Origin of the sequence: Pseudomonas sp. LG1E9 (genome assembly GCF_003290225.1) — a bacterium.
Taxonomy (GTDB): domain Bacteria; phylum Pseudomonadota; class Gammaproteobacteria; order Pseudomonadales; family Pseudomonadaceae; genus Aquipseudomonas; species Aquipseudomonas cyclaminis.
The window spans coordinates 1,853,295-1,877,615 of the sequence record NZ_CP029983.1 but is presented as its reverse complement, the minus strand read 5'-3'; the positions used below and the strand labels follow the sequence as shown (position 1 = coordinate 1,877,615).

The following is a 24,321-nucleotide window of genomic DNA, read 5'->3' as shown; positions in this document are numbered from 1 at the left end:
ACAGGAGAATCCCATGCCACCCGCCGCCACGTTATCGGCCGCCAGCACGCCCAGTCATGCCAGAAACAACCTGGCCCTCACCGCCGTGTGCCTGGTGGCGCTGATGTTCGGCCTGGAAATTTCCAGCGTGCCGATCATCTTGCCTACGCTCGAACAGCAACTGGGCACCGGTTTCCAGGACGCCCAATGGATCATGAACGCCTACACCCTGGCCTGCACCAGCGTGCTGATGGCGGCCGGCACCTTGGCCGACCGTTTTGGCCGTCGACGCATGCTGGTGCTGTGCCTGTGGGTATTCGCCCTGGCCTCGCTGGCGTGCGGGTTGGCCGACAGCGCCGCCACGCTGATTGTGGCGCGGTTTGTCCAGGGCATTGGCGGTGGGGCGATGATGATTTGCCAGTTCGCCATCCTGTCGCACCTGTTCCGCGAACCGGCGGCACGGGCGCGGGCGTTTGCCATATGGGGTGTGATTGCCGGCGTGGGCCTGGGCTTCGGGCCGATGATCGGCGCGTTGATCCTGGCCGTGGCGGATTGGCGCTGGGTGTTCCTGGTGCATGTGCCACTCACGCTGTTCACCTGGGTACTGCTGCGCGTCAGCGTGGAAGAATCCCGCGACCCGGCCGCCCATCGCCTCGATATCGCCGGCATGCTGACGCTGACGCTGTCGGTGTTTGCACTGGTCTACTTCATCACCCAGGGCAGCGAAAATGGCTTTGTGCCGGGTTGGGCGGGCTTGTCGCTGGCTGCGTTGCTGTTGTTTATCGTGATCGAGCGGCGCAGCGCGCACCCGATGTTCGACTTCGCGGTGTTTCGCATCCGGCGCTTCAATGGCGCATTGATGGGCTCGATTGGCATGAACTTCAGCTTCTGGCCGTTCATGATCTACCTGCCGTTGTACTTCCAGGCCGGCCTGGGTTACGACACGCTGACCACCGGCGCAGCCCTGCTCGCCTACACCTTGCCGACCCTGCTGGTGCCGCCGCTGGCCGAGCGCCTGGCCCTGCGCTACGGCGCCGAACGCATCATCCCTTTGGGCCTGGGCCTGATGGGCGCAGGCTTTCTGGCCATGGCCGCCGCCAATATCGCCGAACACCCGAGTATCAGGCTGATACTGGCCAGTTGCGTGATGGCGGGCGTGGGCCTGGCGCTGACCAACTCGCCTACCACCAATACCACCACAGGCTCGGTATCGGCCGACCGCGCAGGCATGGCGTCGGGTATCGACCTCAGCGCAAGGCTGATTACCCTGGCAATCAATATCGCGTTGATGGGCTTGGTGGTGTTGCTGGGTATCAGCCATCAACTGGCAGAGGTGATGCCGGCGAGCACTGCATTGGAATGGCCTACCATCAGTCAGGGCATTGCAGCGGGCAAATTGGAATTGCCAGGACTGACAGCTAACGATGCCCAGGCGGCACTGCGCCGCGGCGCCGGTCGGGCGATGCTGTTCGCGGGGTTGGGGGCTGGCGGACTGGCATTGCTGAGCCGGTATTTTTTCCGACGCAGCTAAACGAAAACGGGCCTGCAAATGCAGGCCCGTTTGTAGGGGATGAAAAATCGGTCAGCCGTTGATCACAGCGTTTTCGTTTTCCAGGAATTCCTGTTCCAGTGCGTCTTCATTCACTTTGTTGATTGGCTGGTTTTTCCCGGCAGCGCGTGGCTTGCCTTGCAGTCGGCCAAACAGATGTTCCAACGCGTGATCCAGTTTGGTGGCCGCGCTGTCGATCGCCTGTTCCAGGGTATCGCCCTTGGCGGACACCGACAGTGGCTGGTGACCTTTAGGCCGCGCTTCCAGGCGGCAACTCAAATCGTGGGGGCCGGGCTTGTCGCCGTTCTCATCCCGCAGGTAGACCTCAACACGAGTCAGGTCTTCTTCATAACGTTCGAGCGTGCTCTCAATGGTAGTACGTACCCACTCCTCCAGTCGGATGCTGCTTTCAATATGGTTATCGCTATTGACTTGGATTTGCATAGTTCTTCCCTTATTTCAGCTAGCTCGCGAGAGGTCACAACTGCGACACCGGGGTGGTGAAACCATGACCTCTTGATTACACAATTGAGCAGCCAGAGAAACAATTCAACCCCTTTGCAAAGATAAATCCTACATTACAAATTAAGCCTGACGACGAGCAAAAACGCTGTTAGGGTGGGGAGTTAGTTACATCTTCTTACGCTCTGTAAACGTCACAATTGCCCGTCTCCCAACGGGTGCAATCCGCGAAAAATCCCCGCTTCCTCTACCAGCCAGTCATGCACCGCACGCACGCCCGGATGGCTCAGCGCGCCCGGCGCGTAGAGCAATACGTAACGTTTGTGATTGGGCACGGCCAGGCCGAACGGCACGATCAAGGTGCCGCGCTCCAGCTCATCGTTAAGCAAGGTACGCCGTGCAATGGCCACACCCATGCCGGCGATCGCGGCTTCGATGGTCAAGTGGTTGCGGTTGAAGGTATGGCCGCGACGAACATCAGCTTGGTGGTAGCCGATAGCGTTCAGGTAAAACTCCCACTCGGCGTACTCATAACTCCCACGCCAGGCGGTGATGTCGTGCAGCAAAGGGAAATGCACCAGGTCGGCCGGCCCGTGCAGCGGCGGGCGGCCGCGCAACAGGCTCGGCGCGCACACCGGAAATATCTGCTCATCCAGCAGGGCTGTGGATAACAGGCCGGGGTAGCTGCCGTCGTTCAGGTCGATGGCCAGGTCGAAGTCGCCCTCATGCAGGGCGATACTGCTGTCCTCGGCGACCATGCGCAACTGGATGTCCGGAAAGCGTTGCTGCAAGCGCGGCAAGCGCGGGGTCAGCCACTTGCCCAGGAACGACGGAATCGAGCGCAGGCGCAAGGTGCCGCTGATCATCCCCGCATCCAGCCGCTGCAACTCCGCATCAATGCTGCCGTAAGCCTCCCCCACCGTCGCCGCCAATCGCTGGCCCTCGGCACTCAGCTCCACTCCCCGAGCCCGTCGATGGAACAGCCGAAAGCCCAAACGCTCCTCCAATTGGCGGATTTGCTGGCTCACCGCCCCCGGCGTGATGTGCAGTTCTTCGGCACAACGGGTGAACGACAGATGCCGTGCAGCACAGGAAAACACGTGCAGCCAGACGTAAGTCTGACCATGAAGCGGGCGAGCCATAGGGTTTAGTCCTGCTAAAGGGTGTCTTAGGATAATTCGTTGGTCAGTGCCGATCCAGAGGCTCAGTATCGCGCCAATTGCGCTCGTCCTACAAAACATGGCAGCGATTCCTACTCCATTGCTTGTAAGGGTTTAGCATGGCTATCAGTGTTTTTGATCTATTCAAGGTCGGTATCGGCCCGTCCAGCTCCCATACCGTCGGCCCCATGCGGGCAGCGGCGACCTTCGCCCAAGCCCTCAGCGACCAGCAAGTGCTCACCGAAACCCGACGGGTGGAAGTGCGTCTGTACGGCTCGCTGTCCGCCACTGGCGTTGGCCATGCCACCGACCGCGCCTGCGTGATGGGGCTGATGGGCGAATGGCCGGACCGTGTCGATCCCACCTCGATCAACACACGTATCCAGCAATTGCGCGAGTCCGGCCGCTTATTGCTGGCCGGCACCCAGGACATTGCCTTCAACTGGCGCACCGATCTCCTGCTACTCGACGAAAGCCTGCCCTACCACCCCAACGCCATGTCCCTGCACGCCTATGGCGACAGCGGCCTGCTCAGCGAGCAAACGTACTACTCGGTGGGCGGCGGTTTCATCATCGAAGCGGCTGAGGCGGCGTCAGGCATCGCGCCGACCAGCGATGTGCAGTTGCCCTATGACTTTTCCAGCGCCGTCGAACTGCTGGCCTTGTGCAACAAGCACGGCCTGCGCGTCTCCGAACTGATGATGGCCAATGAACGCGCGTGGCGCAGCGACGAAGAAATCCGCAGCGGCCTGCTGCATATCTGGTCGGTGATGCGCGAATGCGTGGAGCAGGGCCTGCGTGATGAAGGCATCTTGCCTGGTGGCCTGGATGTGCCACGCCGTGCTGCGAAACTGCACCGCAGCCTGTTGGAAATCGGCAAACCCAACGTCATCACCTCGACCTTGTCGGCCATGGAATGGGTCAACCTGTTCGCCCTCGCCGTCAACGAAGAGAACGCCGCCGGCGGGCGCATGGTCACGGCCCCCACCAACGGCGCGGCGGGGATCATCCCGGCGGTCTTGCATTACTACATGAAGTTCAACGCCGACGCGTCCGACGATGATGTGGTCAATTTCTTCCTGGCTGCCGCCGCCGTCGGCATCCTGTGTAAGAAAAACGCCTCAATCTCCGGCGCCGAAGTCGGCTGCCAGGGCGAAGTCGGCTCGGCCTGTGCCATGGCCGCCGCTGGCCTCGCCGACATCCTCGGCGCCACACCCGAGCAACTGGAAAATGCCGCCGAAATCGGCCTGGAACACAACCTCGGCCTGACCTGCGACCCGGTCGGCGGCCTGGTGCAAGTGCCGTGCATCGAGCGCAACGCCATCGCGGCGGTCAAGGCCATCAACGCCACGCAAATGGCCCTGCGCGGCGATGGCAAACACTTCATCTCCCTCGACCGCGTGATCCGCACCATGCGCGATACCGGCGCCGACATGCATGACAAATACAAAGAAACTTCACGGGGCGGCCTGGCCGTGAGCTGGGTGGAGTGCTGAGGAGCACCCCCTGACCGCCCCAACGTGAGCCCGCGCAAAAATAATAACGAGGCAATAACGATGACCGATGTACGTACACCTGCTGCCGAAAATCCTGTTGAAGTAGAAAATACCGTAACCACCGGCTGGACCAAACACGACACCACCTGGATGCTTGGCCTCTACGGCACCGCCATCGGCGCGGGCACCCTGTTCCTGCCGATCAACGCCGGCGTCGGCGGTTTTTGGCCGCTGATCGTGCTGGCGCTGCTGGCCTTCCCGATGACCTTCTTCGCCCACCGTGGGCTGACGCGCTTTGTGCTGTCAGGCAAATCCGGCGACATCACCGAAGTGGTCGAAGAACACTTCGGCGTCGGCGCGGGAAAGCTGATCACCTTGCTGTATTTCTTCGCGATCTTCCCGATTCTGCTGGTGTACAGCGTGGCGCTGACCAATACCCTGGGCAGTTTCATGGAGCACCAGTTGCACATGACGCCGCCGCCACGGGCAATTCTGTCGCTAGTGCTGATCCTCGGTCTGATGGCCATCGTGCGCTGCGGCCAGGGCGTGATCGTCAAGGCAATGAGCGTGCTGGTGTACCCGTTCGTCGCCGCCCTGCTGTTACTGGCGTTGAGCCTGATCCCCAACTGGAACGGCGCATTTTTCGCCTCCGCCAGCGAAGGCATGCCGCTGCCCATCTTCTTCAAGACCCTGTGGCTGGCGATCCCGGTGATGGTGTTCTCGTTCAACCACTCGCCGATCATCTCCGCGTTCGCCGTCGACCAGAAACACGTGTACGGCCCGCAGGCCGAGCGCAAAAGCAGCGGCATCCTCGCCACCGCCCACGGCATGATGGTGCTGACGGTGATGTTCTTCTGCTTCAGCTGCGTACTGGCACTGTCACCGGCGGACCTGGCGGCGGCCAAGGCCCAGAACATTTCCATCCTGTCGTACCTGGCCAACCACTTTCAGACGCCCGTGATTGCCTACGCCGCGCCACTGATTGCACTGGTGGCCATCACCAAATCCTTCCTCGGCCACTACATCGGCGCCAGCGAAGGCTTCCAGGGCTTGATCGTCAAATCCCTGCGCGGGCGTAACCGCTCCATGTCGGCCAAGTGGCTGGAACGCAGCACCGCACTGTTCATGGTGCTGACCTGCTGGGCCGTGGCCACCTTTAACCCAAGCATCCTGGGCATGATCGAAACCCTGGGCGGGCCGATCATCGCGTGCCTGCTGTTCCTGATGCCGATGTACGCGATCCGCCGCGTGCCAGCTTTGCGCCAGTATTCGGGCCAAGTGTCGAATGTGTTTGTGGTGGTGATCGGGTTGATTGCGCTGTCTGCGATCGTTTTCTCCGTACTGCCCTGAAATAGCCCACGGACTCAGCACAACCCAAATCAAATGTGGGAAGGGGCTTGCCCCCGATAGCAGTCTTTCAGCCAAGCATCTATTGGCTGACACACCGCTATCGGGAGCAAGCCCCTTCCTACATTGCGTGTACGGCACGCCCCTTGCTGTACAGCTTTTGAGGGAAACGGACTTTGGCCGGTGGTCAGGAGACGCGAACTAATCCCGATACCGGTCGTCAATGACTGCATGTTCTTATCAGGCGGTAACGCACCATGGACAATCCTTTTCAGATCATCACCGACACCTTTACCCCAACCTACCGGGTCAACCTGAGTATCCAACGGCTGGACGGCAGCATCATGCTCACCCTCTCGAATGAGGATGGCGTGGTCGCCAAACGCATGATCAGCGCCGAACAACGCAACGACCCGCAACGACTCAAACGCCTGGTGCAGAGCATCCAGTTCGGCATCGCCATCGAGCAGGGCCACAGCGCCATGGAGATCCTGGCGGTGATGACGGATGGCGATCACCAATTGTTGCAACGACCGCCCAGCCGCACCCTGCCCTTCAGCGTCGGGCTTTAAAGCTCGCCCTTCTCGGTTTCCAGGCTCGTCTGGCCCTTGCGGCGCGGGCCTTCGACCTTCACCGATGGGAACGCCGACGAAGCGTAGCGCACCACCAGAATCGCGAACGCCAACAGCAAAATCCCACCGCACAGGTAGATGATGCCTACGTCCGGCGGGTTGTGATGGGACACGTTGGAGATCAACAGACGGGTCAGCGCAGTGATCGCCACGTAGATCAGGAAGCGTACGGGCATGTGGTTGGTCTTGAAGTAAATCCCGACCATGGCGCCCAATTCCAGGTAGATGAACAGCAGCAAGATGTCATCGATCTTGATGTGTCCGTTCTCCAGCATCCCCAGAAATTCCATCACCGCCGCCCAGGCGGTTACTGCACCAATGGCGAACAGCGCCAGGTAGTGGAACGACTCCACGAACAGATTGCCCAGCGACTCAGCCAGCCCATGGACTTGCAGACGCAGCTTTTCGGCCCAGTTGATTTTCACGAGGGTACTTCCTTAGGTCGACTCGACCGGATAATGCGGGTTGGACGTGACGGTTGTTCTGCATGCAGAAAAAAGGCCAGCACTGGCATGAGATGATGGCGGGGTGATATGAGGCACGCCAAACCTGTATTTACGGGCTACATTAAAAAACTGCTACCCAAACCCCACGGTTTGGCTTACCCTTTTCGCTGTATATAAATACAGTAGTCGCAAAAGACAACTATCGTGAAGGCATGTGAGGTGGTGAATGGCCGTCGAAGTGGTATACCGCAGCAGCCGAGATCTGGAGCGTTTGTTCATGGATAAAGCCGAAGCTGACCGTCATGACAAAATGCTTGAACTCGCTGAGTTGCTGGCAGAAGTGTTGCAAAAAGCCGTGCCGTCCCTGAGCGAGCAGCAGGTGGAAGAAGCCGGGATCTACATGGCGAAGAATCGCGATGTGTTTGCCAAGGCCTTCAAGAGCCAGCCGGACGCGTTGTCCGAGTTGCTCAACGCAGCGGCGGAATAAAGCCCGAATTGAACAGGCCCTGAATCATTGGTTCAGGGCCTTTTTAATGCGTGCTCATCCATAGAGCAGGCGTTCGGCCAGTTCATCCGCCACCCGTGCCGGGGAGCGTTTTTCGGCTTGGGCGTGGGCGTAGATTTCGGTCAGGCGCTTGCCGATGTTGGACAGGTGCGCGGTGATGGTCGGCAGTTCGGCACCGCTGTGCTTGAGGGCGACGTAGATCAGGCCGCCGGAGTTGATCACGTAGTCGGGGGCGTAGAGGATGCCGCGCCCTTCCAGTTGGTCGGCCACTTGCAGGTTGGTCAGTTGCGCACTGGCGGACCCGGCCACGGCGGCACAGCGCAGTTGGCCCACGCTCGTGCGGTTGAACACCGCGCCCAGGCCGCAGGGCGCAAGGATGTCACAGGGGGTGCTGAGCAACGCGTCATTGGCGATGGGGTGCGCGCCCAGTTGTTCCATGGCCAGTTGCACCTTGCCGTGATCGATGTCGCTGACCAGCAATTCGGCACCGGCGGCGTGCAGTTGTTCGGCCAGTGCATAACCGACGTTGCCCAGGCCCTGGACTGCCACGCGCAGCCCTTCGAGGTTGTCGCTGCCCAGGCGGGCCATGGCGGTGGTGCGAATGCCGGCGAACACGCCCATGGCCGCATGGGGCGAAGGGTCGCCAGCGGCGGTGGTGCTGGTGACGAAACAGGTGTGTTGGGCGATGCAATCCATGTCGGCCACCGAGGTGCCGCTGTCGATAGCGGTGATGTAGCGCCCATTGAGTTGCTCGACACAACGTCCAAACGCTTCAAACAACGCAGCCCGGTTTTCCACATGGGCGGGACGCAGGATTACCGCCGTGCCACCGCCTACCGGCAGCCCGGCCAGGGCCGCCTTGTAGCTCATGCCTTGGGCCAGGCGCGCGGCATCGGCCACGGCGCTTTCGTCGTCGGGGTAGGCGATATAACGACAGCCGCCCAAGGCAGGCCCCAGGCGGCTGTTGTGAATGGCGATGACCGCCTTGAGCCCCGTCACCGGGTCGACGCTCAGGTGCAGCGATTCAAGGCGGGTGCTGTGCATGAGAGCAAACATCGTCAAGCTCCCGAATCACTTCTGGTGTCGCCAAGTATAGGCTGGCGGCAGAAAACTGCCGAAGTGCACTGGAATAAGCCGCCCGATTTTGCAGAGCTTGCGACATAAGAACGTGGGATATTTCTTAAGCCACTAGACGAACATTCTCAGCAAGGCTAAAACGGGGGCATCCGCCGGAGAACGCAATGAAGCCCCGCCAAGCCTTTTTCGCCTGCCTGCAACGTTCGCCGCCAGCGCTGTTCGAAGCAGCGCTGTGGATCGCCGCCGAGCACGACCCGGCGGTGCAGCCGCTAGAGATCCTGCAGAACCTGGCCTTACTGCAACAACAGGTCAGCCTGAGCATGCCCATGCTGCCGGCAGATGAACTGGGTCAACCGCTGCTGCGGCGCATGAATGACCTGGGGTTTGCCCAGGATGACTTCACCCCGCTGCGCCCTGCCGCCGCACTGCTGGACAAGGTGCTACAGCGCAAACGCGGGCAACCCCTGGCCATGGGGTTGATTGCCATGGAGCTTGCGCGACGCCTGGAGATACCGATGGTTGGCGTGAACTTCCCCGGGCACTTCCTGCTGCGGGTGCCCGGTGCCGATCACTTGCTGGACCCGTGCGGCGGGCGGCGCCTGTACCCCAACGATTGCCGTGAATTGCTGCAACGCCAGTACGGACCCAACCTCAAGTTGCAGGCCGACCACCTGCACACCGCCGACGCGCGTTCTATCCTGCAACGACTGTCGCGCAACCTGCGCCAGTTGCACCTCGCCAACGACAACCCGCTGGCAGCCCTGGTGGACGCCGAGCGCGTATTGGAACTGGGCAGCGCCAATGCCGCCGACTACCTGGCACGGGCCAGCCTGTATCAACGCCTGGACTGCCCGAACGCCGAGCGTTTTGACCTGGAACACGCGCTGATGCTCAGTGAAGATCCGATCCAACGCCTGCGCCTGACCGAGCGGCTAGGGCACCTGCCGCCCAATTCAGTGGTGCACTAGCCCTCAGGCGCCTTGAGAATATCGCCAGGCAGCGCGCTCTTCGGCACATCACCCCCTGGTGATCGGACCTGAATAATCAACAATGCCGCCATCACCGCCGGTATCGCGCAAAAGAAAAAAATCTGCTGCACCGGAATATGCATCGCCAGCAGCATGCTGCCAAACAACGGCCCCAGGATCGAACCAAAGCGCCCGACACCGAGTGCCCAACCGGTACCGGTGGCACGCACATGCGCCGGGTAAAAGTTGCTGGCGAAAGCATTGAGGGTCAATTGTCCCCCGATGATGCAGAACCCGGCCGCAAACACACAGGCCACCAGATAGTGCGAATTGTCGTGGTTCAGCCCCAGCAAAACGGTGCACACCGCAGCCGCCGCCAATACAGTGGACAGCAGGCGCACCTTGCTTTTGAGCCTGTCGGCAAACCAGGCCATGCCGATCGCGCCCAAGGTGCCGGCAAACAGGAACATCGACGTCACCAAATTGGCCTGATTCAGCGCCAGGCCACTTTCCAGCAACAGCGACGGCAGCCAACTGATCATGAAATACAGCAAGATCAGACTGACAAAGAAGGTCGCCCAGATAAGCAGCGTCGGACGTGCATAGCCATGGCGGAACAGCTCGACCACCGTCAGCTTGCTGCCCTGCGCTTGAAGGTGTTCTGCCTCGTTCGCCGGCGGCGGTTGCCAGTCGGGCAGCATGCGCGAGGTCACGTTGCGCAATCGCCGATACGGCGGTGCATCGCGCAACAGGCGCGGCAACGATTCAGGCAGCAGCCACACCAGGAACGGAAACAACAGCAACGGTGTGACGCCACCGGCCAGGAACACCGCTTGCCAGCCGAAGCTGTCGATAAACCCCGCCGCCACAAACCCACCCGCCGCACCGCCGAACGAGAACCCGCACGCCGCCAAGGTCACCATCAGAGTGCGCAGGCGCGGCGGCGAATATTCCGACATCAACGCCATGGCGCTGGGCATCGCGCCACCCATGCCGATGCCGCAGATAAATCGCGCAGCCATCAGGGAGGTCAGTGAGTGGGCGAACACCATCAGCAGAGTCAGGCAGGCATAGATCAACACGCAGCCCAGCAAGATGCGCCGTACGCCAAATCGGTCAGCCAAAGGCGTCACCAGCAGCGAGCCTAATGTGAGCCCCAGCAGGTTGGCGCTGAACACCGGGCCGAACGCAGCTTTTTCCAATCCCCAATCCGACGCCAAAGCCGGCACTACATAGCCCAGCACCTGAGCATCGTAGCCATCGGTCACCAGCAGCAACGCCAGCAACAGGAGGATCAACCACTGATAGCGCGACACCGGACGGGCGTCGAGTGCCGCGCGAAAGCTGGCAATCTGATTGTGCATCGCAAGGTACCTGTTTATTTTTATTGGTAGGTGACGCAAATCCCCTGCGGGAGGGAGGGTGCAAGCCTTGAGCGTTATGGGGTGTCAGGTTGGTTGGCGGGGTGGGCCTGAATGAACGCCGGATGCTGCGCCGCCAATGCCGCCACCCGGCCAATGCGCGGATACGCCGCCAACGGCACTTTGAAGCGCTCCGCCGCGTACAGCTGGGGAATCAGAAACGTATCCGCCAGCCCAGGCTGTTCACCAAAACAAAACCCCGCATCGCCAATCAACTGCTCCACCGCGCCCAGCCCCTGGCTGATCCAGTGACCGATCCATTCCAGCAATTGCGCCTCATCGTGCCCCCACTGCCGCAACAGGTTCTGGGTGCTGGAGTTGTGCAGCGGGTGGATATCACAGCCGATGATCGACGCCACGGCACGCTCATGGGCGCGGGTGGCCAGGTCTTTGGAAAGCAACGGCGCCTGTGGATAACGTTCGTCCAGGTACTCGATGATCGCCGGCGACTGAATCAACAGTTCGCCGTCATCGGTGCGCAAGGCCGGCACGCGGCCTTGAGGGTTGATTGCCAGGTACTCCGGCTGGCGATTGGCGCCGCCCGCCGGTACCAGCAGGTTCACCGGCACCGCCGTGAAGTCCAGGCCCTTGAGGGCCAAGGCGATACGCACCCGGTACGACGCGGTGGAGCGGTAGTAGGTATAGAGTTCCATCACCCTGCCCTCTTAACGTGCGGCGACCACAGTGCCACGGCATTCGCCGAAGCCGATGGAGGCGAAACCTTCCCGGTTGCAGCGGGCGCGCAGGATGATTTCATCACCGTCTTCCAGGAACCTGCGCACTTCGCCGGATGGCAATTCGATGACCTTCTTGCCGCCTTCGGTCATCTCCAGCAGGCTGCCGAACTGCCCTTCCTGCGGCCCGGACAGGGTCCCCGAACCGAACAGATCACCGGCCTGCAACTGGCAGCCGTTGACGCTGTGGTGTGCCACCAGTTGCGCCACAGTCCAGTACATATGCAGGCTGTTGCTCAGGGCCAGGCGCTGGGCCGGCAGGTTCTGTTCGCGCATGGCCGCGGTGGTCAGCAGCACTTCCAGTTCAATGTCCAGGGCACCGGCGGCCTGGTCACGTTTATCCAGCAAGTACGGCAGTGGTTGCGGATCGCCCTCGGGACGGGCCGGTTGCGCCTTGCGGAACGGTTCCAGTGCTTCGGCCGTGACAACCCAGGGCGAAATCGTGGTGATGAAGCTTTTCGACAGGAACGGCCCCAGCGGCTGGTATTCCCAGGCCTGGATGTCCCGCGCAGACCAGTCGTTGAGCAGACAGAAACCGGCAATGTGCTCGGCGGCGTCGCCGATGGCAATCGAGTCGCCCATGGCATTGCCCTGGCCAATCCAGATGCCCAGTTCCAGCTCGTAGTCCAACCGTGCGCAAGGGCCGAAGGTCGGTTCGGTCTGGCCGGCGGGCAGGGTCTGGCCCTTGGGGCGACGCACATCGGCACCGGAGGCGCGAATGGTCGAGGCGCGGCCGTGATAACCGATCGGCACGTACTTGTAGTTGGGCAGCAGAGGGTTGTCGGGACGGAACAGCTTACCGACGTTCTGCGCGTGCTCGATGCCGACGTAGAAGTCGGTGTAGTCATTGATCCGGGCCGGTACATGCATCTGGCAATCGGCGGCACGGTGCAGTACCTGCGCCTCACGCGCTTGCAGCGGGCTGCCCTCGGCAAGCAGTTCCAACAGGCGCTCACGCAGCGCAACACGCGGGCCACGGCCCAGTTCAAAAAACGCATTCAACTGGCCGCCCGCCGTCGCTTCAACCGCTCGGCGTGCTTCACCCTCAAATGCTTCCAGAGCGGCATGCAGGTCGAAGATGCAGTCCCCAATCGCCACGCCACTGCGCGGGGCCGAACCGTTGATGCTGAACACGCCCAACGGCAGGTTCTGCAAAGGAAAGTCGCGGTGGCCATTGGCGCAGGCCACCCAGCTTTGGGTAGAAGTGGGCTGAGTCATGGGTTATCTCCGGTTCGGGTTGAAGGTGTTGGGCAGCGAGGCCCAGCACGCGTCATAAGCAGGTTGAAGTTGCGGGCAGTCCAGGGCGAACTGGGTGGGACGCAGCACTTGGCTGGTCTCGAACATGAACGCCATGGTGTTGTCGATCTTGTGCGGCGCCAACTCGGCGTTGATCGCCTTGGTGCAGGTCTCGCCGTCCGGGCCGTGGGCGCTCATGCAACTGTGCAGCGACGCACCGCCGGGCAGGAAGCCCTCGGCCTTGGCGTCGTAGGCGCCCTGGATCAGGCCCATGTATTCGTTCATCAGGTTGCGGTGGAACCACGGCGGGCGGAAGGTGTTTTCGGCGACCATCCAGCGCGGCGGGAAGATCACGAAGTCGAGGTTGGCCAGGCCGTGCACGCTGGTGGGCGAGGTCAATACGGTGAAGATCGACGGATCGGGATGATCGAAACTCACGGTGCCGAGGGTGTTGAAGCGGCGCAGGTCGTATTTGTACGGCACGTTGTTGCCGTGCCAGGCGACCACGTTCAGCGGTGAGTGGTCCAACTCGCAGGCCCACAGCTCACCGAGGAACTTCTGCACCAGGGTTGTAGGCTGTTTCAGATCTTCGTAGTGCGCAACCGGGGTAAGGAAGTCACGGGGGTTGGCCAGGCCGTTACTGCCGATAGGTCCAAGGTCCGGCAGGCGCAGCGGCGCGCCGTGGTTTTCCGCGACATAACCGCGTGCTTGCGCATCCAGCAGTTCGACGCGGAATTTGAGACCACGCGGGAGCACGACGATCTCCAACGGCTCCACCTCCAGCACACCGAGTTCGGTGGCGATACGCAAGCGGCCCTGCTCGGGGACAATCAACAGTTCGCCATCGGCATTGAAGAACACGCGCTCCATCGAACGGTTGGCGCGGTAGGTATGGATGCTGATGCCTGAGGGCTTTTCTGACCCGGCGTTCGCCACCATTGCGACGAGGCCGTCGATAAAGTCTGTCGGCTCGCCGGGAATATCCAAAGGGTTCCAGCGCAGGCGATTGGGCGTTACCGCGCCCAGAGGGCCACCGGCCAGCTGTCGCTCCAGCTTGATGAACGCCGGGTGATTGGCCGATGGCTGGATGCGGTACAGCCAAGTGCGACGGGCTTCGCTGCGCACCATGGTGAAGGCGGTGCCGGAAAACAGTTCGGTATACAGCCCGTAGGGCGCTTTTTGCGGGGAGTTCTGGCCGACCGGCAAGGCGCCGGGCAGGGCTTCGCTGGCGAATTCATTGCCGAAGCCCGAAAGATATTCGAGGTTCATGGAGCTTCCTCTGGGGTCAGTTGTTTTTATCGTAATCCAGTTACGCATAACGTAATTTGATCACCATCAACCGTCAAGCTATAAAGACGCCCATTCATCTCTCGGATTCTCGCCCTTCCATGGAAAAGCCTCGCGACACCGGTAAACAGAAAGTCCGCTCGGCCGAAGTGGGCACCGACATCCTCAAGGCCCTGGCCGAGTTGTCGCCCGCCACTTCGTTGTCGCGCCTGGCCGAACATGTGCAGATGCCGGCAAGCAAGGTGCACCGCTACCTGCAGGCGTTGATCGCGTCTGGTTTTGCCGAACAGAACACCGCCACCAACCATTACGGCCTGGGGCGCGAGGCGCTGCGGGTGGGCCTGGCCGCACTGGGCAGCATGGACGTACTGAAAGTCGGCGCGATGCCCCTGGCAGAACTGCGCGACGAGTTGAATGAAACCTGCTTTCTGGCGGTATGGGGCAACCAGGGCGCGACGGTGGTGCAGATCGAGCCGGCGGTGCGCGCAGTCACGGTGGTGACGCAATTGGGTTCGGTGTTGCCGCTGCTCAGCTCGTCCACCGGGCTGGTGTTCAGCGCCTTCCTGCCGTCGCGGGAAACCGTCGAGTTGCGTGAGCGTGAAATCCAGGCCGGTCTCGCCCACGCCCTGGCCGACGACCAGGCTTACGCCCTCACCTGCGAGCAGATCCGCAGCCGTGGCCTGCACTTTGTGCATGGCCTGCTGATGCCGGGGGTGGATGCGCTGTCGGCGCCGGTGTTCAACGCGGTTGGGCAAGTGGCGGCGGTGATGACCGTGGTTGGCCCCACCTCGCTGTTCCATGCCGACGAAGATGGCCCGGCGGCGCAGCGCTTGCTGGCGGCGACCCAGGCCGTGAGTTGGCGGATGGGTTATCAGGCCTGAATCAGTCGTGCCAGTGCGCCAGGGCCACGGCCAGGCGGTTTTCCAGGGCTCGGATCGGCGCTGCATCGCTCAAGTAGTTATTGCTGATCATCGAAAACACCAACCGCCGCCCTTCGGCATCGGTGATGTAGCCGCTCAATGATGACACCCCGGCCATGGAGCCGGTCTTGGCGTGCAGGTTGTTTTCGGCAGCCGTCCCGCGCAGGCGATAACGCAGGCTGCCGCCGGTCATACGGTCGGCATTGCCGGCAATCGGCAAGGCGTTGTACCAGGCGTCGAACCAGGGTTGTCTGGCGCTTACCAGCAACAGGTCCGCCAGGTTCTGCGCCGACACCAGGTTGCGCCGCGACAAACCCGAGCCATCCACCTGGCTGAGCGTCGCCGGGTCCAGGCCCTGGCGCTGCATAAATGCCGCTACCGCCGCCACACCCGCCGCCGCCGTCCCCGCGTTGGCCGTTTTACGGCCCATGGCCTTGAGCAATGCCTCGGACATGTTGTTGTTCGAGAGCTTGAGCAGCGGCGTGATCAGTGCCTGCAACGGTGCCGATTGATGCTCCGCCAGCACCCTGGCGGTCCCAGGGCTTGCACCGCCAATCACCCTGCGCCCCAGCACCTCGATACCCTGCTGCGCCAAGGCTTGCTCGAACAGATGGGCCACCAGTTGCGTCGGCTCCCACACGCTCACCCACTGCCGGCTTTGCTTGCCCGGCGCCAGCGTGCCTGTCAGTTGCAGCAGATTGGTGCCGTGCTGACGGGTGATGCCATAGCTGTTGCCGGGGCCGCTGACGGCGCGGTTGCTCAGTTGCACGTAATCCGTGGGTGGGCTTAAAGAAACAGTCACCGGCTGGCCGGCAATGACCGGCGCCTTGGCTGTGACGATCAGGGTGCCCGCGTCAAAATCCGCATTGGGTGACACCGTCAGCGCGGAAATCTGCGCGCCATAATAGGTACTTTCATCGTCCTGGGCCCAGTCGACGCCCAGCCGTTCGGCGTCAAAAAAGCTGTCGTCGAACACCAGGTCGCCCTGCACCTGGCGCACGCCCTGGCTCGCCAACTGGGCGGCGAGTGCCTGGTAGTCGGCAAACTGGGTGGTCGGGTCACCCAAGCCGCGCAGGTAGAGGTTGCCGGTCAGGCGCTCACCTTGTTGCGGGCCGTTGCTCAGCAGTTGCGTGGCGAACCGATACTGCGGCCCCAGCACATCCATCGCCGCAGCAGTGGTGAGCAACTTGAGGTTGGAGGCAGGGATCAGGCGTGTGCGCGGGTTGTGTTGATAGAGGGTGCCGCCACTGCGGGCGTCGCGCACCATGACCGAAACCGTGGCGCCGTTGAGGGCAGGATCGGCCAACAGGCGGTCCAGCGTCGAGGACGTGGACGGCTGCGAAACACTCGCACAGCCGCCCAGTAAAATGCTCAGGCACAGCAGGTGTAGCCATCGTCCAAAGTGCATCGGTACCGTGTTCCGCAAAGCCATCAATGGCCGCAACGCTAACAGCTCCGTACCTTTGTGGCGAGCGGGCTGGGGTTTAGAACTCCAGGGTGCTGGACACCGACACCTGCCGCGCATCGCCCATGGACACAAACAGGCGGCTGGCCGCCGAGGTGTAGTAGACGCGGTCGAACAGGTTCTTCACGTTGACCTGGAACTTGACCTTCTGCCCGTCGATCCGGGTGTCGTAGGTGGCGAACGCATCCGCCACGGTGTAGCCCGGCAGGTCGAAATCGTTGGCGGCGTCGCCTGCGCGCTCGCCGACATACCGCGCACCCGTGCCGACGCGCAACTGATCACCGCCGAAAATGTTGCCGAAGTCGTAGGCCACCGACAACGAGCCGGTGTGCCTGGCCACGTTTTGCAGGCGGTTGCCTTGCAGCGTCGGGTCGTTGTCCTTGATGTCTTCGGCATCGGTGAAGGCGTAGCTGCCGATCAGGCTCCACTTGTCGGTCAATTGGCCGCTGGCATCCAGTTCCAGGCCACGGGAACGCACTTGACCGGCGATGCTGTAGACGGTGTTCGCACCAGAGCCCACCGACACCAGCACGTTGCGCTTGTCGATGTTGAACAACGCCGCGCTGGCGGTGATGCGCCCAGGAATGTCGAGCTTGGCGCCCAGCTCCCACGACTTGGATTCTTCGGGCGTAAGGTCGCCGGTCAAGGTGCTGCCATCGGCCAGGGCGGCGATGGTGGAGTTGGGCTTGAACGATTCGGTGTAGCTGCCGTAGAACGACAGCTCATCGGTGTAGCGATACACCAGCCCTGCACGCGGCACCCAGGCCTGGCCGTTGCCGTCGGTGTTGGCCTTGAACGGCACGCCTTTGCCTGCGTATTGGTCGTACATCTGGTAGCGCGCGCCCGCCACGAATATCCACTGGTCGGTGAGGTGGATCGCGTCCTGGAAGAACAGCGAGTCACTGCGCAGCAGGTCGGTCTGGGCGCTGTCGGCGGCGCTGACCGTAGTGCCCGCGACTTCGTTGCCATACACCGGGTTGTTGTAGTTGAACGTGGTGCGCGAGGCCTGGCGAATCAGGTCCGCGCGGTAGACCTTGCGGTACTCGTCGTCCAGGCCGAACACCAGGTCATGCTGCATGCCCAGCACATTGACCTTGCCTTCCAGGCTGGCCGTGGTGAAGCGGTCGGTGGTGATCGCGCCCTGGGTGCCGTCCATCCTGCGGGTCAGGGTGCCGTTGGTGTTCACCGCGCTGACGCGCACCTGGCTGGCGTCGTAGGTTTCGCGGTTCCAGCTGTAGCCGAAGTGGGCTTTCCAGTCGTCGTTCAAGTCGTGGTCGGCTTCAAAGCGGTACAGGTCGGAACGCCCTTCCATATTGTTGAATGGCTCATCCAGACGGCGGGTGGCCGGGATGTCCAGCGGGTGGTTGGACTTGTCGATGGCCGTGCCGCGGTCGAACGGCGAAAGAAATTCGCGGTGCTCGTAGGCAAACAACAACTTGGTGGTGTCGCCGTACCAGGCCAGGGATGGCGCCACCAGCGACTCGCGGTGAGTGCCGAAGTTGCGCCAGTAGTCTTCGTCTTCATGGTCGACGATCAGGCGATACGCCAGGCCCGAATCGCCGATGGGGCCGGTGGTGTCGAGGTTGCCGCCGCTGCCGTTCTTGCCGTCGCCGAAGGACGAGCCGCGCACGGTCAGGGACGTGGCCTGGGTCAGTTGCGGCTTTTTACTGACGATATTGACCACGCCGCCCGGGTCCTGGATGCCATACAACAGCGACGACGGGCCTTTGAGCACTTCGACCCGCTCCGCGGTTGAGTTCAATGCACGGCCCTGCACCACCGGCATGCCATCGCGCATGATCGAGCCGTTCCGGTTGTCGCCAAAGCCGCGCAGCATCACGGCGTCCTGGGTGCTGGCCAAGGTGTTGGCCTGAGTAATGCCGCTGACGTTGGCCAGGGCGTCATCCAGGTTGCGCGGGGTCTGGTCGCGCAGCACTTGGGCGGGTACCACATTGACGGTTTGCGGGGTTTCCAGCAGCAAAGCACGGGAGCGCATCACCGAACTGGTGGGCGGCGGCTGGTAGCTGGTGCTGTCCTCGGTTTGGCCGACACCGCTGATGGTGGTCGCGCCGAGGTTGAGCGCACCCTCGGTGGGCACGGGTTCCAGGGCCAGGGTGCGGGCGTCGATCTGACGGAAGGTAAAACCGGAGTTCGCCAGCAAGTGTTGCAGGGCCTGGGTCGCGCTCATTTGCCCGCGGACCGCCGGGGCACTGAGGCCGTAAGGCGCTTCATCGGTATAGATCACGCTGATCCCGGTGACCCGGCTGAAATCGCTCAAGGCCTGGGGCAACGGTTTGGCAGCCAGGGCAAAGGTGAACTGGGCGCTTTGCTGCTCCTGCGCCTGAGCCACGCCCAGGGGCAGCATTGCCAACCCCGACACCGCTAATACCGAGGCTCCCAGCCACTGTTTAACCAAACCGCCTGCCGTCGACTTCATGCTGTGAGAACCCGTGTAGAAAACGCCGTTAATGCGAATAGATCGCAGTTTCAAGCACTACACGGATGGGCTGGCGATTTACCTCACCTGTATTTGCAAATATTTTTATTTATTGCGCCTGAATGCGAAATCCGAAACGCGGGAAATGCACGTGAACGGTACCGGCGCGTTCGTCGGTGCGGCGCAGAATCAGTTCTTCGCGCCCAGCGAAGAGCAATTCGCCAGCGACCGGGTCGACACCGTAATCGATGGCGCTGATGGTCACTTGCTGGCCGACCTTGAAGCCATTCAAGTCATCGAACACTTCTTCCGGCAACGGCGCCGGTGTGGCCTTTTGTGCGATTTCCAACGCCTGCTCGGCGGTCATCTGGCTCGCGGTGCCATGGCCAAAACCGAGCACACGGCCCAACCACGCCGACACGGCCGGATACGCGTCCACCAACGGCGCGGTCACCGGCGTGGCCTTGAGAAACCACAGCGGGTGGGCCAGGGCAAAGTCGGCAATCGACGGTTCGCCAAACAGGAAGTCGCCCGGCTCTCGCTGCAATTGCTGCTCCAGCCGCGCCATAATCGCCGGCCATTGATGCTTGGCCAACTCGGCCGGAAGCTTGCTCGCCGTCCCACCGCTGAACAGCGCGGCACGGTCGGCAAGAAACGCCTTGATCGCTTCCGGCGGCAACTTGCCAAAACGCACCGCCACCGACTCCGGCTGGAACACCAGGCTTACGGCGTGGGCAAACACCACGCTGTCGGCCCAAGTGGCGAAGGTTTGGGTGATCATTTCCTGGCCCAGGGGAAACAACGCAGGTGCATTTTTTTCCTGTTCCAGGCGGCGGGCGATCAGGGCCGTGTCGCAATAAATGTCGGCGCCCACTTGCAGCACCGGGGTTTTACGATAGCCGCCCGTCAAGGCCGTCAGATCCGGTTTTGGCATCACCGGGGAGATATGCACCGAATGCCAGGACAACCCTTTGAAGCCCAGCAACAGCCGAGCTTTTTCCGCGAAGGGGGATGTGGGGTAGTGATGCAGAATTAGCTCAGACATGCTGGGGTCCACCTAACAAATGAACCCGCAGCTTAGCGCGCATCTTGCTCAGGTGGCGTGATGGGAACCCATCAGTCAGATCAATGAACCACTCGCCGCCAGACACTCCTTCGCACTCTTCTTCAGCTTCTTGATCAAGCGTTCCTGACGCAACGCGTCGCCCTTGCTCGCGCACTGCTCGGTGTACACCAGCGCAACGGCAGGGCTGGAGAGAAAAAACCGTGCGCCCTTGCCGCTCTGATGCGAGGCAAAACGGCGCACCGGGTCGTTGCTGATGCCGCAATACAGCGAGCCATTGGCGGCGCGCACCAGGTAGACGTACCAGGGTTTGGGTTCGACGGGATCAGTCACGGCCAGGTTCAACAGACAAGTGGAACACCCAGCGTATCAACGACTGGCCTGGAATGCCTTCAAGCCTTTATTGGCCTGGGCACGCACGGCGTTTTTCACCAACGGCGTCCAACCCAACAACAGGCCCTTGGTGCCGAGTGCCTGCCGCGACCAGCGCCACAAATCAAAGTGATCGTGGTGCTCGCAAATCTTGCCGTCGCGGAACACAAACCGCGCCTGGATATCGTTGACCACGGTGTTGCCCGTGGCGCTGAACAGGTAGGTGGCGACCCAATGCGCGCCGCCGCTGTGGTCATCACTGCGCACGTTGTCGAAAGTCAGGGAGAAGTCTTTGGCGCGGGTGGTGAGCATGCGCCACATATCGCCGGCATCACGTCCGCGCAGTTCGCCGAAGGCCGGGTCGCTGAACACCACATCATCGGTGTAGCAGGCCGCCATCGCCTCGGCGTCAAGGCGCTGGAAAGCGCTGTAGAACTCGGTGATCAAAGCGTTATGGGCGTCGCTCATGGACAGGTTCCGAAAAGCCATAGGGGTTGCGTACGATAGTGCGCAAACGCGCGGAACACTATCGGCATTTACCAGGCTAATACCGCAGGCAAAGCGCTAAGGCACCATGCCACAGCTACGCGCGTAGGCGAACAGGTCCACATCGGTGGAAATGCACAGCCGATGCATCGCCGTGCTTTTCTGTTTGCTGATGGTTGAAATACTGCGATTGACCCGTGCGGCGATCTGGCTCACGGTCATGCCGCTGGCCAGCATGCGCACCACCTCCCGCTCCTTGTCCGACAGCTGCGGCTGCTGAGACTGATCCCCGGTCCCCGCCTCCACCATTTGTACTCGCAGGCATTCGCTGGCAAAGGTCTTGCCTTCACTGACCGCCTTAATCGCCAGAGGCAGTTCCTTGGCCGAGGCACTCTTGGCCACAATGGCCTGTGCCCCGTGGGCAAACGACGCACGTAACGTGGCCACATTGGCGAACATCGTCACCAGAATCACCGGCAACCCCGGGTACTGGCGCTGCAACAGGCTGAGCAGGCCGTAACCGTCAGCCTGCTGGCCACCCGGCATGGCGAAATCGGTCACCAGCACATCGCAGGGTGTGCTGCCCAGCAGCCTGAGCAACTCATCGGGCCCATCGGCCTCCCCCACTACTTTGCACCGTCCATTCGCCTCGATCACGACCCGCTGCCCGATACGCACAATGGGATGATCGTCAGCAATAATTACTTGAAGCATAGGCACCCACGGATGATGGCAACTTGGACGCAGGCAAAATAGCGCCGTGGGCGATCCTCAACAACCGCTCACGACAATGAGCCGGGAGTCTGGTCCAGTGTTTGGTAGCCAATAAGCAACTCCCCACAAAACAAAAAGAAAATACCTACATAAAAAAACCGATCAACACTCGGCAAACCGTCGGCCCCCTACAGGCTGTTCAAGTAGGTGATGTAGGCCTGCAGGTCCGCCTGGAACACTTCCAGCTCGGCCCTGACCGACATCACGCCGTGAGCCTGGACCTGCTCAATCAACTCAACGCCTCTGGCCTCAAGGCCAACCCCACCCAGAAACGCCAGACTGCCCACCAGGCGATGCAAACGCTCGGCAGTCATTGCCGTATTGCACGTGAGGCGCGCATGTTCCAGCAGTGCACTGTCCTCCCGCGCGGCGACCAGCAGGCTTGCGAGCATCATGTCCACCGCCGATTGGCTGCCGAAGGTCTGGACAAGATCAGCACGGGTGGGCCATGCCACGCCGGGCGGGGTGGGCTTGCGCACCGGCGGCAGCGCACCGGGGCCGGGCAACCAGTACAGCAACACCTTGCGCAGTTGTTGCAGCATCAAGGGTTTGCGCAGCCAGGCGTCCATGCCAGCGGCGCGACATCGTTGCTGATCGTGGAGTGTCAGGTTGGCGGTCAAGGCAATCACCGGCATGCGTGCCAGGCCGTTGATGCGCTCGCGAAGACGGATGGCGCGGGTCATCCGGTAGCCATCCATCAGGGGCATCTGGCAGTCAGTGATCACCAGATCAAAGGGCCGGCTGACGATCGCTGCCAGGGCGCTGCGCCCATCGCTGAACAGCTCAAATCCCAGCCCGAGCGCCCCCAGGTACCAGCCCAGCAAGGCGCGGTAGGTGGAATGGTCTTCCACCACCAATACGGTCACATGCTGCCAATGGGCCGACAGTGCCGATTGCAGGTCAGGCACTTCGCCAGGCGGTGGGCAGGACGGCATGATCACCTCGTTGTTACGGTCGGTCCTACTGCCCTCTTTTGACATTCAAATGACTGCTTAAAAACCCACCAAGTATCCCTATGACCATTTTTATGGCGATACAACAACTACGAAAGCTCAACACTTCCTACACATGCTCGGATTTCTTCCGACGCTATTCAGTGCACTCCAGCATTGTCGTAATAGTTGTATTCCCCCGCCTCAGGTCGCCCGATAAATTGCGCCCCTCTCCAACGTCAGGCTTTGCCCTGGCACTGTAATTCGTCTGTTTTTGCACTGGAACAACCTGAAATGAAGATGTCCCTGATGAGCACCGCCCTGTTGCTCGCGACCACTCTACCCGCCTTTGCAGCCAGCACTGTGGACCTGACCGTAAAAGGCGTGATCACCCCAAGTGCCTGTACGCCTGTAATTGCAGGCGGTGGCGTGGTCGATCACGGAAAGATCGCCTCAAAAGATCTGGTGCAGGACAACCCTACGTCCCTGCCAAGGGTTATGTTGCAATTTTCCCTCAACTGCGAAGCACCAACCCACTTCGCCATCAGGCCCATCGATAACCGCACGGGTACCTCCATCGGAGGCAGCGACTTCGGCCTTGGCCTGATTAATGGCAACAAGAAGTTGGGGAGGTTTTCCCTGACGCCAAGAAACATGATTGCTGACAACACCGCCGTTCAACCGATCGCCTCTATAGATGGCGGGCAAACATGGTATGCGGAGTGGGCCTGGGAACTACAGACCCTATGGGGCGTAGGCGCCCTGGACGACGCCAGCATGCCGATTCCGGTGAAGGACCTGACCTTGGATTTTGAAGTAGGGACCCAGATCGCACGTGCAGACCAGTTCGACTGGAGTAACGAAGAGCCCATCGATGGCTCCGGCACTCTGGAAGTGGTTTACCTGTAGCCCTAACCCCCCCGTCCATCGACCTCTTCTCACAAAGGTTCTTTATCCATGAGCACATTTGCCACTCGCGCTGCGCTGGTACTGCTATTCACGCCAACGGTGTTTGCAGCCAGTAACACGGACCTCGCCATCAAAGGAAGCATCACTCCCAGCGCCTGCGAACTCTTGATGTCGAGTGGCGGCGTGGTCGATTTCGGCAAGATGTCGGCCAAGACACTCAATGCTGAACAATTCACCTCACTGCCCAACCAGGCGATGGAGTTTAGCGTGCGCTGTGAAGGCCCGACCTTTTTTACCCTGAACACCATCGACAACCGCGCCGGCAGCTCGGCCAATCATGATAACTGGCATGGGTTGGGCATGACACCCGACGGAGAGAAATTGGGGGGCGCAGCCCTTGCCTTGCGCGAGCTGGTCGCCGACGGCATACCCGCCCGCCCCATCGTCTCGGAGGACGGCGGCATGACCTGGAAAGCGGCAGTGGCGCTCAATCACGTCATGCTGACCGCTGTTGCGATGGGCAACGAACTGGTGCCCATCGCCGTCAAGAACCTGGACGCACAGCTCAGCCTTTATACCCATATCGCACCTGCCGAGCGCCTGACTCTCATCGATGAAGTCCCCGTGGATGGTCATGCCACTGTGCAACTCAACTATCTGTAAT

At 61.4% G+C, this 24,321-nt stretch carries 24 protein-coding genes; 9 read left to right on the top strand and 15 right to left on the bottom strand.

Annotated features, from left to right (window positions below):
- Positions 1-13 precede the first annotated feature (13 nt).
- The gene (locus tag DNK50_RS08815; protein WP_112193603.1) at positions 14-1,510 is read left to right on the top strand and encodes an MFS transporter; all 1,497 of its coding nucleotides are present in this window, start codon (positions 14-16) and stop codon (positions 1,508-1,510) included.
- Between the two features lie 51 nt (positions 1,511-1,561).
- Here the strand turns inward: DNK50_RS08815 and DNK50_RS08810 are convergent, their stop codons facing one another.
- Together DNK50_RS08810 and DNK50_RS08805 are read right to left on the bottom strand one after the other, a co-directional pair.
- The gene (locus DNK50_RS08810) at positions 1,562-1,972 is read right to left on the bottom strand and encodes an HPF/RaiA family ribosome-associated protein (RefSeq protein ID WP_099584985.1); all 411 of its coding nucleotides are present in this window, start codon (positions 1,970-1,972) and stop codon (positions 1,562-1,564) included.
- Between the two features lie 212 nt (positions 1,973-2,184).
- On the bottom strand, positions 2,185-3,132 hold the full coding sequence (locus tag DNK50_RS08805) for a LysR substrate-binding domain-containing protein (RefSeq protein ID WP_112193601.1): 948 nt from the start codon (positions 3,130-3,132) through the stop codon (positions 2,185-2,187).
- A gap of 137 nt (positions 3,133-3,269) precedes the next feature.
- On the opposite strand from DNK50_RS08805, the gene DNK50_RS08800 reads away from it, so the two are divergent.
- The 3 genes from DNK50_RS08800 to DNK50_RS08790 all read left to right on the top strand — a co-directional run bounded on the left by DNK50_RS08800 (position 3,270) and on the right by DNK50_RS08790 (position 6,565).
- Positions 3,270-4,646, top strand: a complete 1,377-nt coding sequence (locus DNK50_RS08800) for an L-serine ammonia-lyase (RefSeq protein WP_099584983.1) — start codon at positions 3,270-3,272, stop codon at positions 4,644-4,646.
- Positions 4,647-4,706: 60 nt separating this feature from the next.
- Positions 4,707-5,996, top strand: a complete 1,290-nt coding sequence (locus tag DNK50_RS08795) for a serine/threonine transporter (RefSeq protein ID WP_112193599.1) — start codon at positions 4,707-4,709, stop codon at positions 5,994-5,996.
- Between the two features lie 254 nt (positions 5,997-6,250).
- On the top strand, positions 6,251-6,565 hold the full coding sequence (locus DNK50_RS08790) for a DUF3509 domain-containing protein (protein ID WP_099584981.1): 315 nt from the start codon (positions 6,251-6,253) through the stop codon (positions 6,563-6,565).
- Here the strand turns inward: DNK50_RS08790 and DNK50_RS08785 are convergent.
- A complete protein-coding gene (locus DNK50_RS08785; RefSeq protein ID WP_099584980.1) occupies positions 6,562-7,050 on the bottom strand; it encodes a phosphate-starvation-inducible protein PsiE in 489 nt (162 codons plus the stop codon). The genes DNK50_RS08790 and DNK50_RS08785 overlap by 4 nt on opposite strands.
- Positions 7,051-7,297: 247 nt before the next feature.
- On the opposite strand from DNK50_RS08785, the gene DNK50_RS08780 reads away from it, so the two are divergent.
- Positions 7,298-7,558: a YebG family protein gene (locus DNK50_RS08780; protein WP_003171979.1), complete on the top strand. Its 261-nt coding sequence runs from the start codon at positions 7,298-7,300 to the stop codon at positions 7,556-7,558.
- A 54-nt stretch (positions 7,559-7,612) separates the two neighbouring features.
- Here DNK50_RS08780 and DNK50_RS08775 read toward each other — a convergent pair whose 3' ends face one another.
- Positions 7,613-8,632 (bottom strand): Glu/Leu/Phe/Val dehydrogenase dimerization domain-containing protein, encoded by a 1,020-nt coding sequence (locus tag DNK50_RS08775; RefSeq protein ID WP_099584979.1) that lies wholly within the window; start codon positions 8,630-8,632, stop codon positions 7,613-7,615.
- A gap of 185 nt (positions 8,633-8,817) precedes the next feature.
- Between DNK50_RS08775 and DNK50_RS08770 the strand changes: the two genes are divergently transcribed.
- The gene (locus DNK50_RS08770; protein WP_099584978.1) at positions 8,818-9,621 is read left to right on the top strand and encodes a SirB1 family protein; all 804 of its coding nucleotides are present in this window, start codon (positions 8,818-8,820) and stop codon (positions 9,619-9,621) included.
- On the opposite strand, the gene DNK50_RS08765 is transcribed toward DNK50_RS08770, so the two are convergent.
- The 4 genes from DNK50_RS08765 to hmgA form a co-directional block, all read right to left on the bottom strand.
- Positions 9,618-10,985: an aromatic acid/H+ symport family MFS transporter gene (locus DNK50_RS08765; protein ID WP_112193598.1), complete on the bottom strand. Its 1,368-nt coding sequence runs from the start codon at positions 10,983-10,985 to the stop codon at positions 9,618-9,620. The genes DNK50_RS08770 and DNK50_RS08765 overlap by 4 nt on opposite strands.
- A 74-nt stretch (positions 10,986-11,059) precedes the next feature.
- Positions 11,060-11,695 carry a maleylacetoacetate isomerase gene (gene maiA / locus DNK50_RS08760; protein WP_112193596.1) on the bottom strand — a complete coding sequence of 212 codons (636 nt, stop codon included), beginning with the start codon at positions 11,693-11,695 and terminating at the stop codon, positions 11,060-11,062.
- 12 nt (positions 11,696-11,707) lie between these two features.
- On the bottom strand, positions 11,708-12,994 hold the full coding sequence (fahA, locus tag DNK50_RS08755) for a fumarylacetoacetase (RefSeq protein WP_112193594.1): 1,287 nt from the start codon (positions 12,992-12,994) through the stop codon (positions 11,708-11,710).
- Positions 12,995-12,997: 3 nt separating this feature from the next.
- Complete coding sequence (gene hmgA / locus DNK50_RS08750) at positions 12,998-14,281, bottom strand: homogentisate 1,2-dioxygenase (protein WP_112193592.1); 1,284 nt, start codon at positions 14,279-14,281, stop codon at positions 12,998-13,000.
- Between the two features lie 119 nt (positions 14,282-14,400).
- Here hmgA and DNK50_RS08745 point away from each other — a divergent pair, with 119 nt between their 5' ends.
- The gene (locus DNK50_RS08745; RefSeq protein ID WP_112193591.1) at positions 14,401-15,180 is read left to right on the top strand and encodes an IclR family transcriptional regulator; all 780 of its coding nucleotides are present in this window, start codon (positions 14,401-14,403) and stop codon (positions 15,178-15,180) included.
- A 1-nt stretch (position 15,181) separates the two neighbouring features.
- Here the strand turns inward: DNK50_RS08745 and dacB are convergent, their stop codons facing one another.
- The 7 genes from dacB to DNK50_RS08710 form a co-directional block, all read right to left on the bottom strand.
- Positions 15,182-16,627: a D-alanyl-D-alanine carboxypeptidase/D-alanyl-D-alanine-endopeptidase gene (dacB, locus tag DNK50_RS08740; protein ID WP_112193589.1), complete on the bottom strand. Its 1,446-nt coding sequence runs from the start codon at positions 16,625-16,627 to the stop codon at positions 15,182-15,184.
- A gap of 76 nt (positions 16,628-16,703) precedes the next feature.
- A complete protein-coding gene (locus DNK50_RS08735; RefSeq protein ID WP_112193587.1) occupies positions 16,704-19,121 on the bottom strand; it encodes a TonB-dependent receptor in 2,418 nt (805 codons plus the stop codon).
- 109 nt (positions 19,122-19,230) lie between these two features.
- Positions 19,231-20,166 carry a glutathione S-transferase family protein gene (locus DNK50_RS08730; protein ID WP_112193585.1) on the bottom strand — a complete coding sequence of 312 codons (936 nt, stop codon included), beginning with the start codon at positions 20,164-20,166 and terminating at the stop codon, positions 19,231-19,233.
- A 75-nt stretch (positions 20,167-20,241) separates the two neighbouring features.
- Positions 20,242-20,517, bottom strand: a complete 276-nt coding sequence (locus DNK50_RS08725; RefSeq protein WP_099585028.1) for a GIY-YIG nuclease family protein — start codon at positions 20,515-20,517, stop codon at positions 20,242-20,244.
- A 36-nt stretch (positions 20,518-20,553) separates the two neighbouring features.
- The gene (locus DNK50_RS08720; protein ID WP_112193583.1) at positions 20,554-21,024 is read right to left on the bottom strand and encodes a nuclear transport factor 2 family protein; all 471 of its coding nucleotides are present in this window, start codon (positions 21,022-21,024) and stop codon (positions 20,554-20,556) included.
- Between the two features lie 96 nt (positions 21,025-21,120).
- Positions 21,121-21,756: a response regulator transcription factor gene (locus DNK50_RS08715; protein ID WP_099584969.1), complete on the bottom strand. Its 636-nt coding sequence runs from the start codon at positions 21,754-21,756 to the stop codon at positions 21,121-21,123.
- A gap of 188 nt (positions 21,757-21,944) precedes the next feature.
- Positions 21,945-22,751 carry a response regulator gene (locus DNK50_RS08710; RefSeq protein WP_112193581.1) on the bottom strand — a complete coding sequence of 269 codons (807 nt, stop codon included), beginning with the start codon at positions 22,749-22,751 and terminating at the stop codon, positions 21,945-21,947.
- A 306-nt stretch (positions 22,752-23,057) separates the two neighbouring features.
- Between DNK50_RS08710 and DNK50_RS08705 the strand changes: the two genes are divergently transcribed.
- Both DNK50_RS08705 and DNK50_RS08700 read left to right on the top strand, forming a co-directional pair.
- On the top strand, positions 23,058-23,657 hold the full coding sequence (locus DNK50_RS08705; RefSeq protein WP_244653796.1) for a DUF1120 domain-containing protein: 600 nt from the start codon (positions 23,058-23,060) through the stop codon (positions 23,655-23,657).
- A 48-nt stretch (positions 23,658-23,705) separates the two neighbouring features.
- A complete protein-coding gene (locus tag DNK50_RS08700; RefSeq protein WP_112193579.1) occupies positions 23,706-24,320 on the top strand; it encodes a DUF1120 domain-containing protein in 615 nt (204 codons plus the stop codon).
- Position 24,321 lies beyond the last annotated feature (1 nt).

Bases quoted from the DNA above. Each gene is read 5' to 3' on its own strand.
- DNK50_RS08815 (WP_112193603.1), top strand. From the start codon at position 14: ATGCCACCCGCCGCCACGTTATCGGCCGCCAGCACGCCCAGTCATGCC.
- DNK50_RS08735 (WP_112193587.1), bottom strand. From the start codon at position 19,121: ATGAAGTCGACGGCAGGCGGTTTGGTTAAACAGTGGCTGGGAGCCTCG.
- DNK50_RS08745 (WP_112193591.1), top strand. From the start codon at position 14,401: ATGGAAAAGCCTCGCGACACCGGTAAACAGAAAGTCCGCTCGGCCGAA.
- DNK50_RS08720 (WP_112193583.1), bottom strand. From the start codon at position 21,024: ATGAGCGACGCCCATAACGCTTTGATCACCGAGTTCTACAGCGCTTTC.
- DNK50_RS08780 (WP_003171979.1), top strand. From the start codon at position 7,298: ATGGCCGTCGAAGTGGTATACCGCAGCAGCCGAGATCTGGAGCGTTTG.
- DNK50_RS08795 (WP_112193599.1), top strand. From the start codon at position 4,707: ATGACCGATGTACGTACACCTGCTGCCGAAAATCCTGTTGAAGTAGAA.
- DNK50_RS08805 (WP_112193601.1), bottom strand. From the start codon at position 3,132: ATGGCTCGCCCGCTTCATGGTCAGACTTACGTCTGGCTGCACGTGTTT.
- DNK50_RS08715 (WP_099584969.1), bottom strand. From the start codon at position 21,756: ATGCTTCAAGTAATTATTGCTGACGATCATCCCATTGTGCGTATCGGG.
- DNK50_RS08730 (WP_112193585.1), bottom strand. From the start codon at position 20,166: ATGTCTGAGCTAATTCTGCATCACTACCCCACATCCCCCTTCGCGGAA.
- hmgA (WP_112193592.1), bottom strand. From the start codon at position 14,281: ATGAACCTCGAATATCTTTCGGGCTTCGGCAATGAATTCGCCAGCGAA.
- dacB (WP_112193589.1), bottom strand. From the start codon at position 16,627: ATGCACTTTGGACGATGGCTACACCTGCTGTGCCTGAGCATTTTACTG.
- DNK50_RS08700 (WP_112193579.1), top strand. From the start codon at position 23,706: ATGAGCACATTTGCCACTCGCGCTGCGCTGGTACTGCTATTCACGCCA.
- fahA (WP_112193594.1), bottom strand. From the start codon at position 12,994: ATGACTCAGCCCACTTCTACCCAAAGCTGGGTGGCCTGCGCCAATGGC.
- DNK50_RS08790 (WP_099584981.1), top strand. From the start codon at position 6,251: ATGGACAATCCTTTTCAGATCATCACCGACACCTTTACCCCAACCTAC.
- DNK50_RS08710 (WP_112193581.1), bottom strand. From the start codon at position 22,751: ATGCCGTCCTGCCCACCGCCTGGCGAAGTGCCTGACCTGCAATCGGCA.
- DNK50_RS08705 (WP_244653796.1), top strand. From the start codon at position 23,058: ATGAGCACCGCCCTGTTGCTCGCGACCACTCTACCCGCCTTTGCAGCC.
- DNK50_RS08810 (WP_099584985.1), bottom strand. From the start codon at position 1,972: ATGCAAATCCAAGTCAATAGCGATAACCATATTGAAAGCAGCATCCGA.
- maiA (WP_112193596.1), bottom strand. From the start codon at position 11,695: ATGGAACTCTATACCTACTACCGCTCCACCGCGTCGTACCGGGTGCGT.
- DNK50_RS08765 (WP_112193598.1), bottom strand. From the start codon at position 10,985: ATGCACAATCAGATTGCCAGCTTTCGCGCGGCACTCGACGCCCGTCCG.
- DNK50_RS08770 (WP_099584978.1), top strand. From the start codon at position 8,818: ATGAAGCCCCGCCAAGCCTTTTTCGCCTGCCTGCAACGTTCGCCGCCA.
- DNK50_RS08800 (WP_099584983.1), top strand. From the start codon at position 3,270: ATGGCTATCAGTGTTTTTGATCTATTCAAGGTCGGTATCGGCCCGTCC.
- DNK50_RS08775 (WP_099584979.1), bottom strand. From the start codon at position 8,632: ATGTTTGCTCTCATGCACAGCACCCGCCTTGAATCGCTGCACCTGAGC.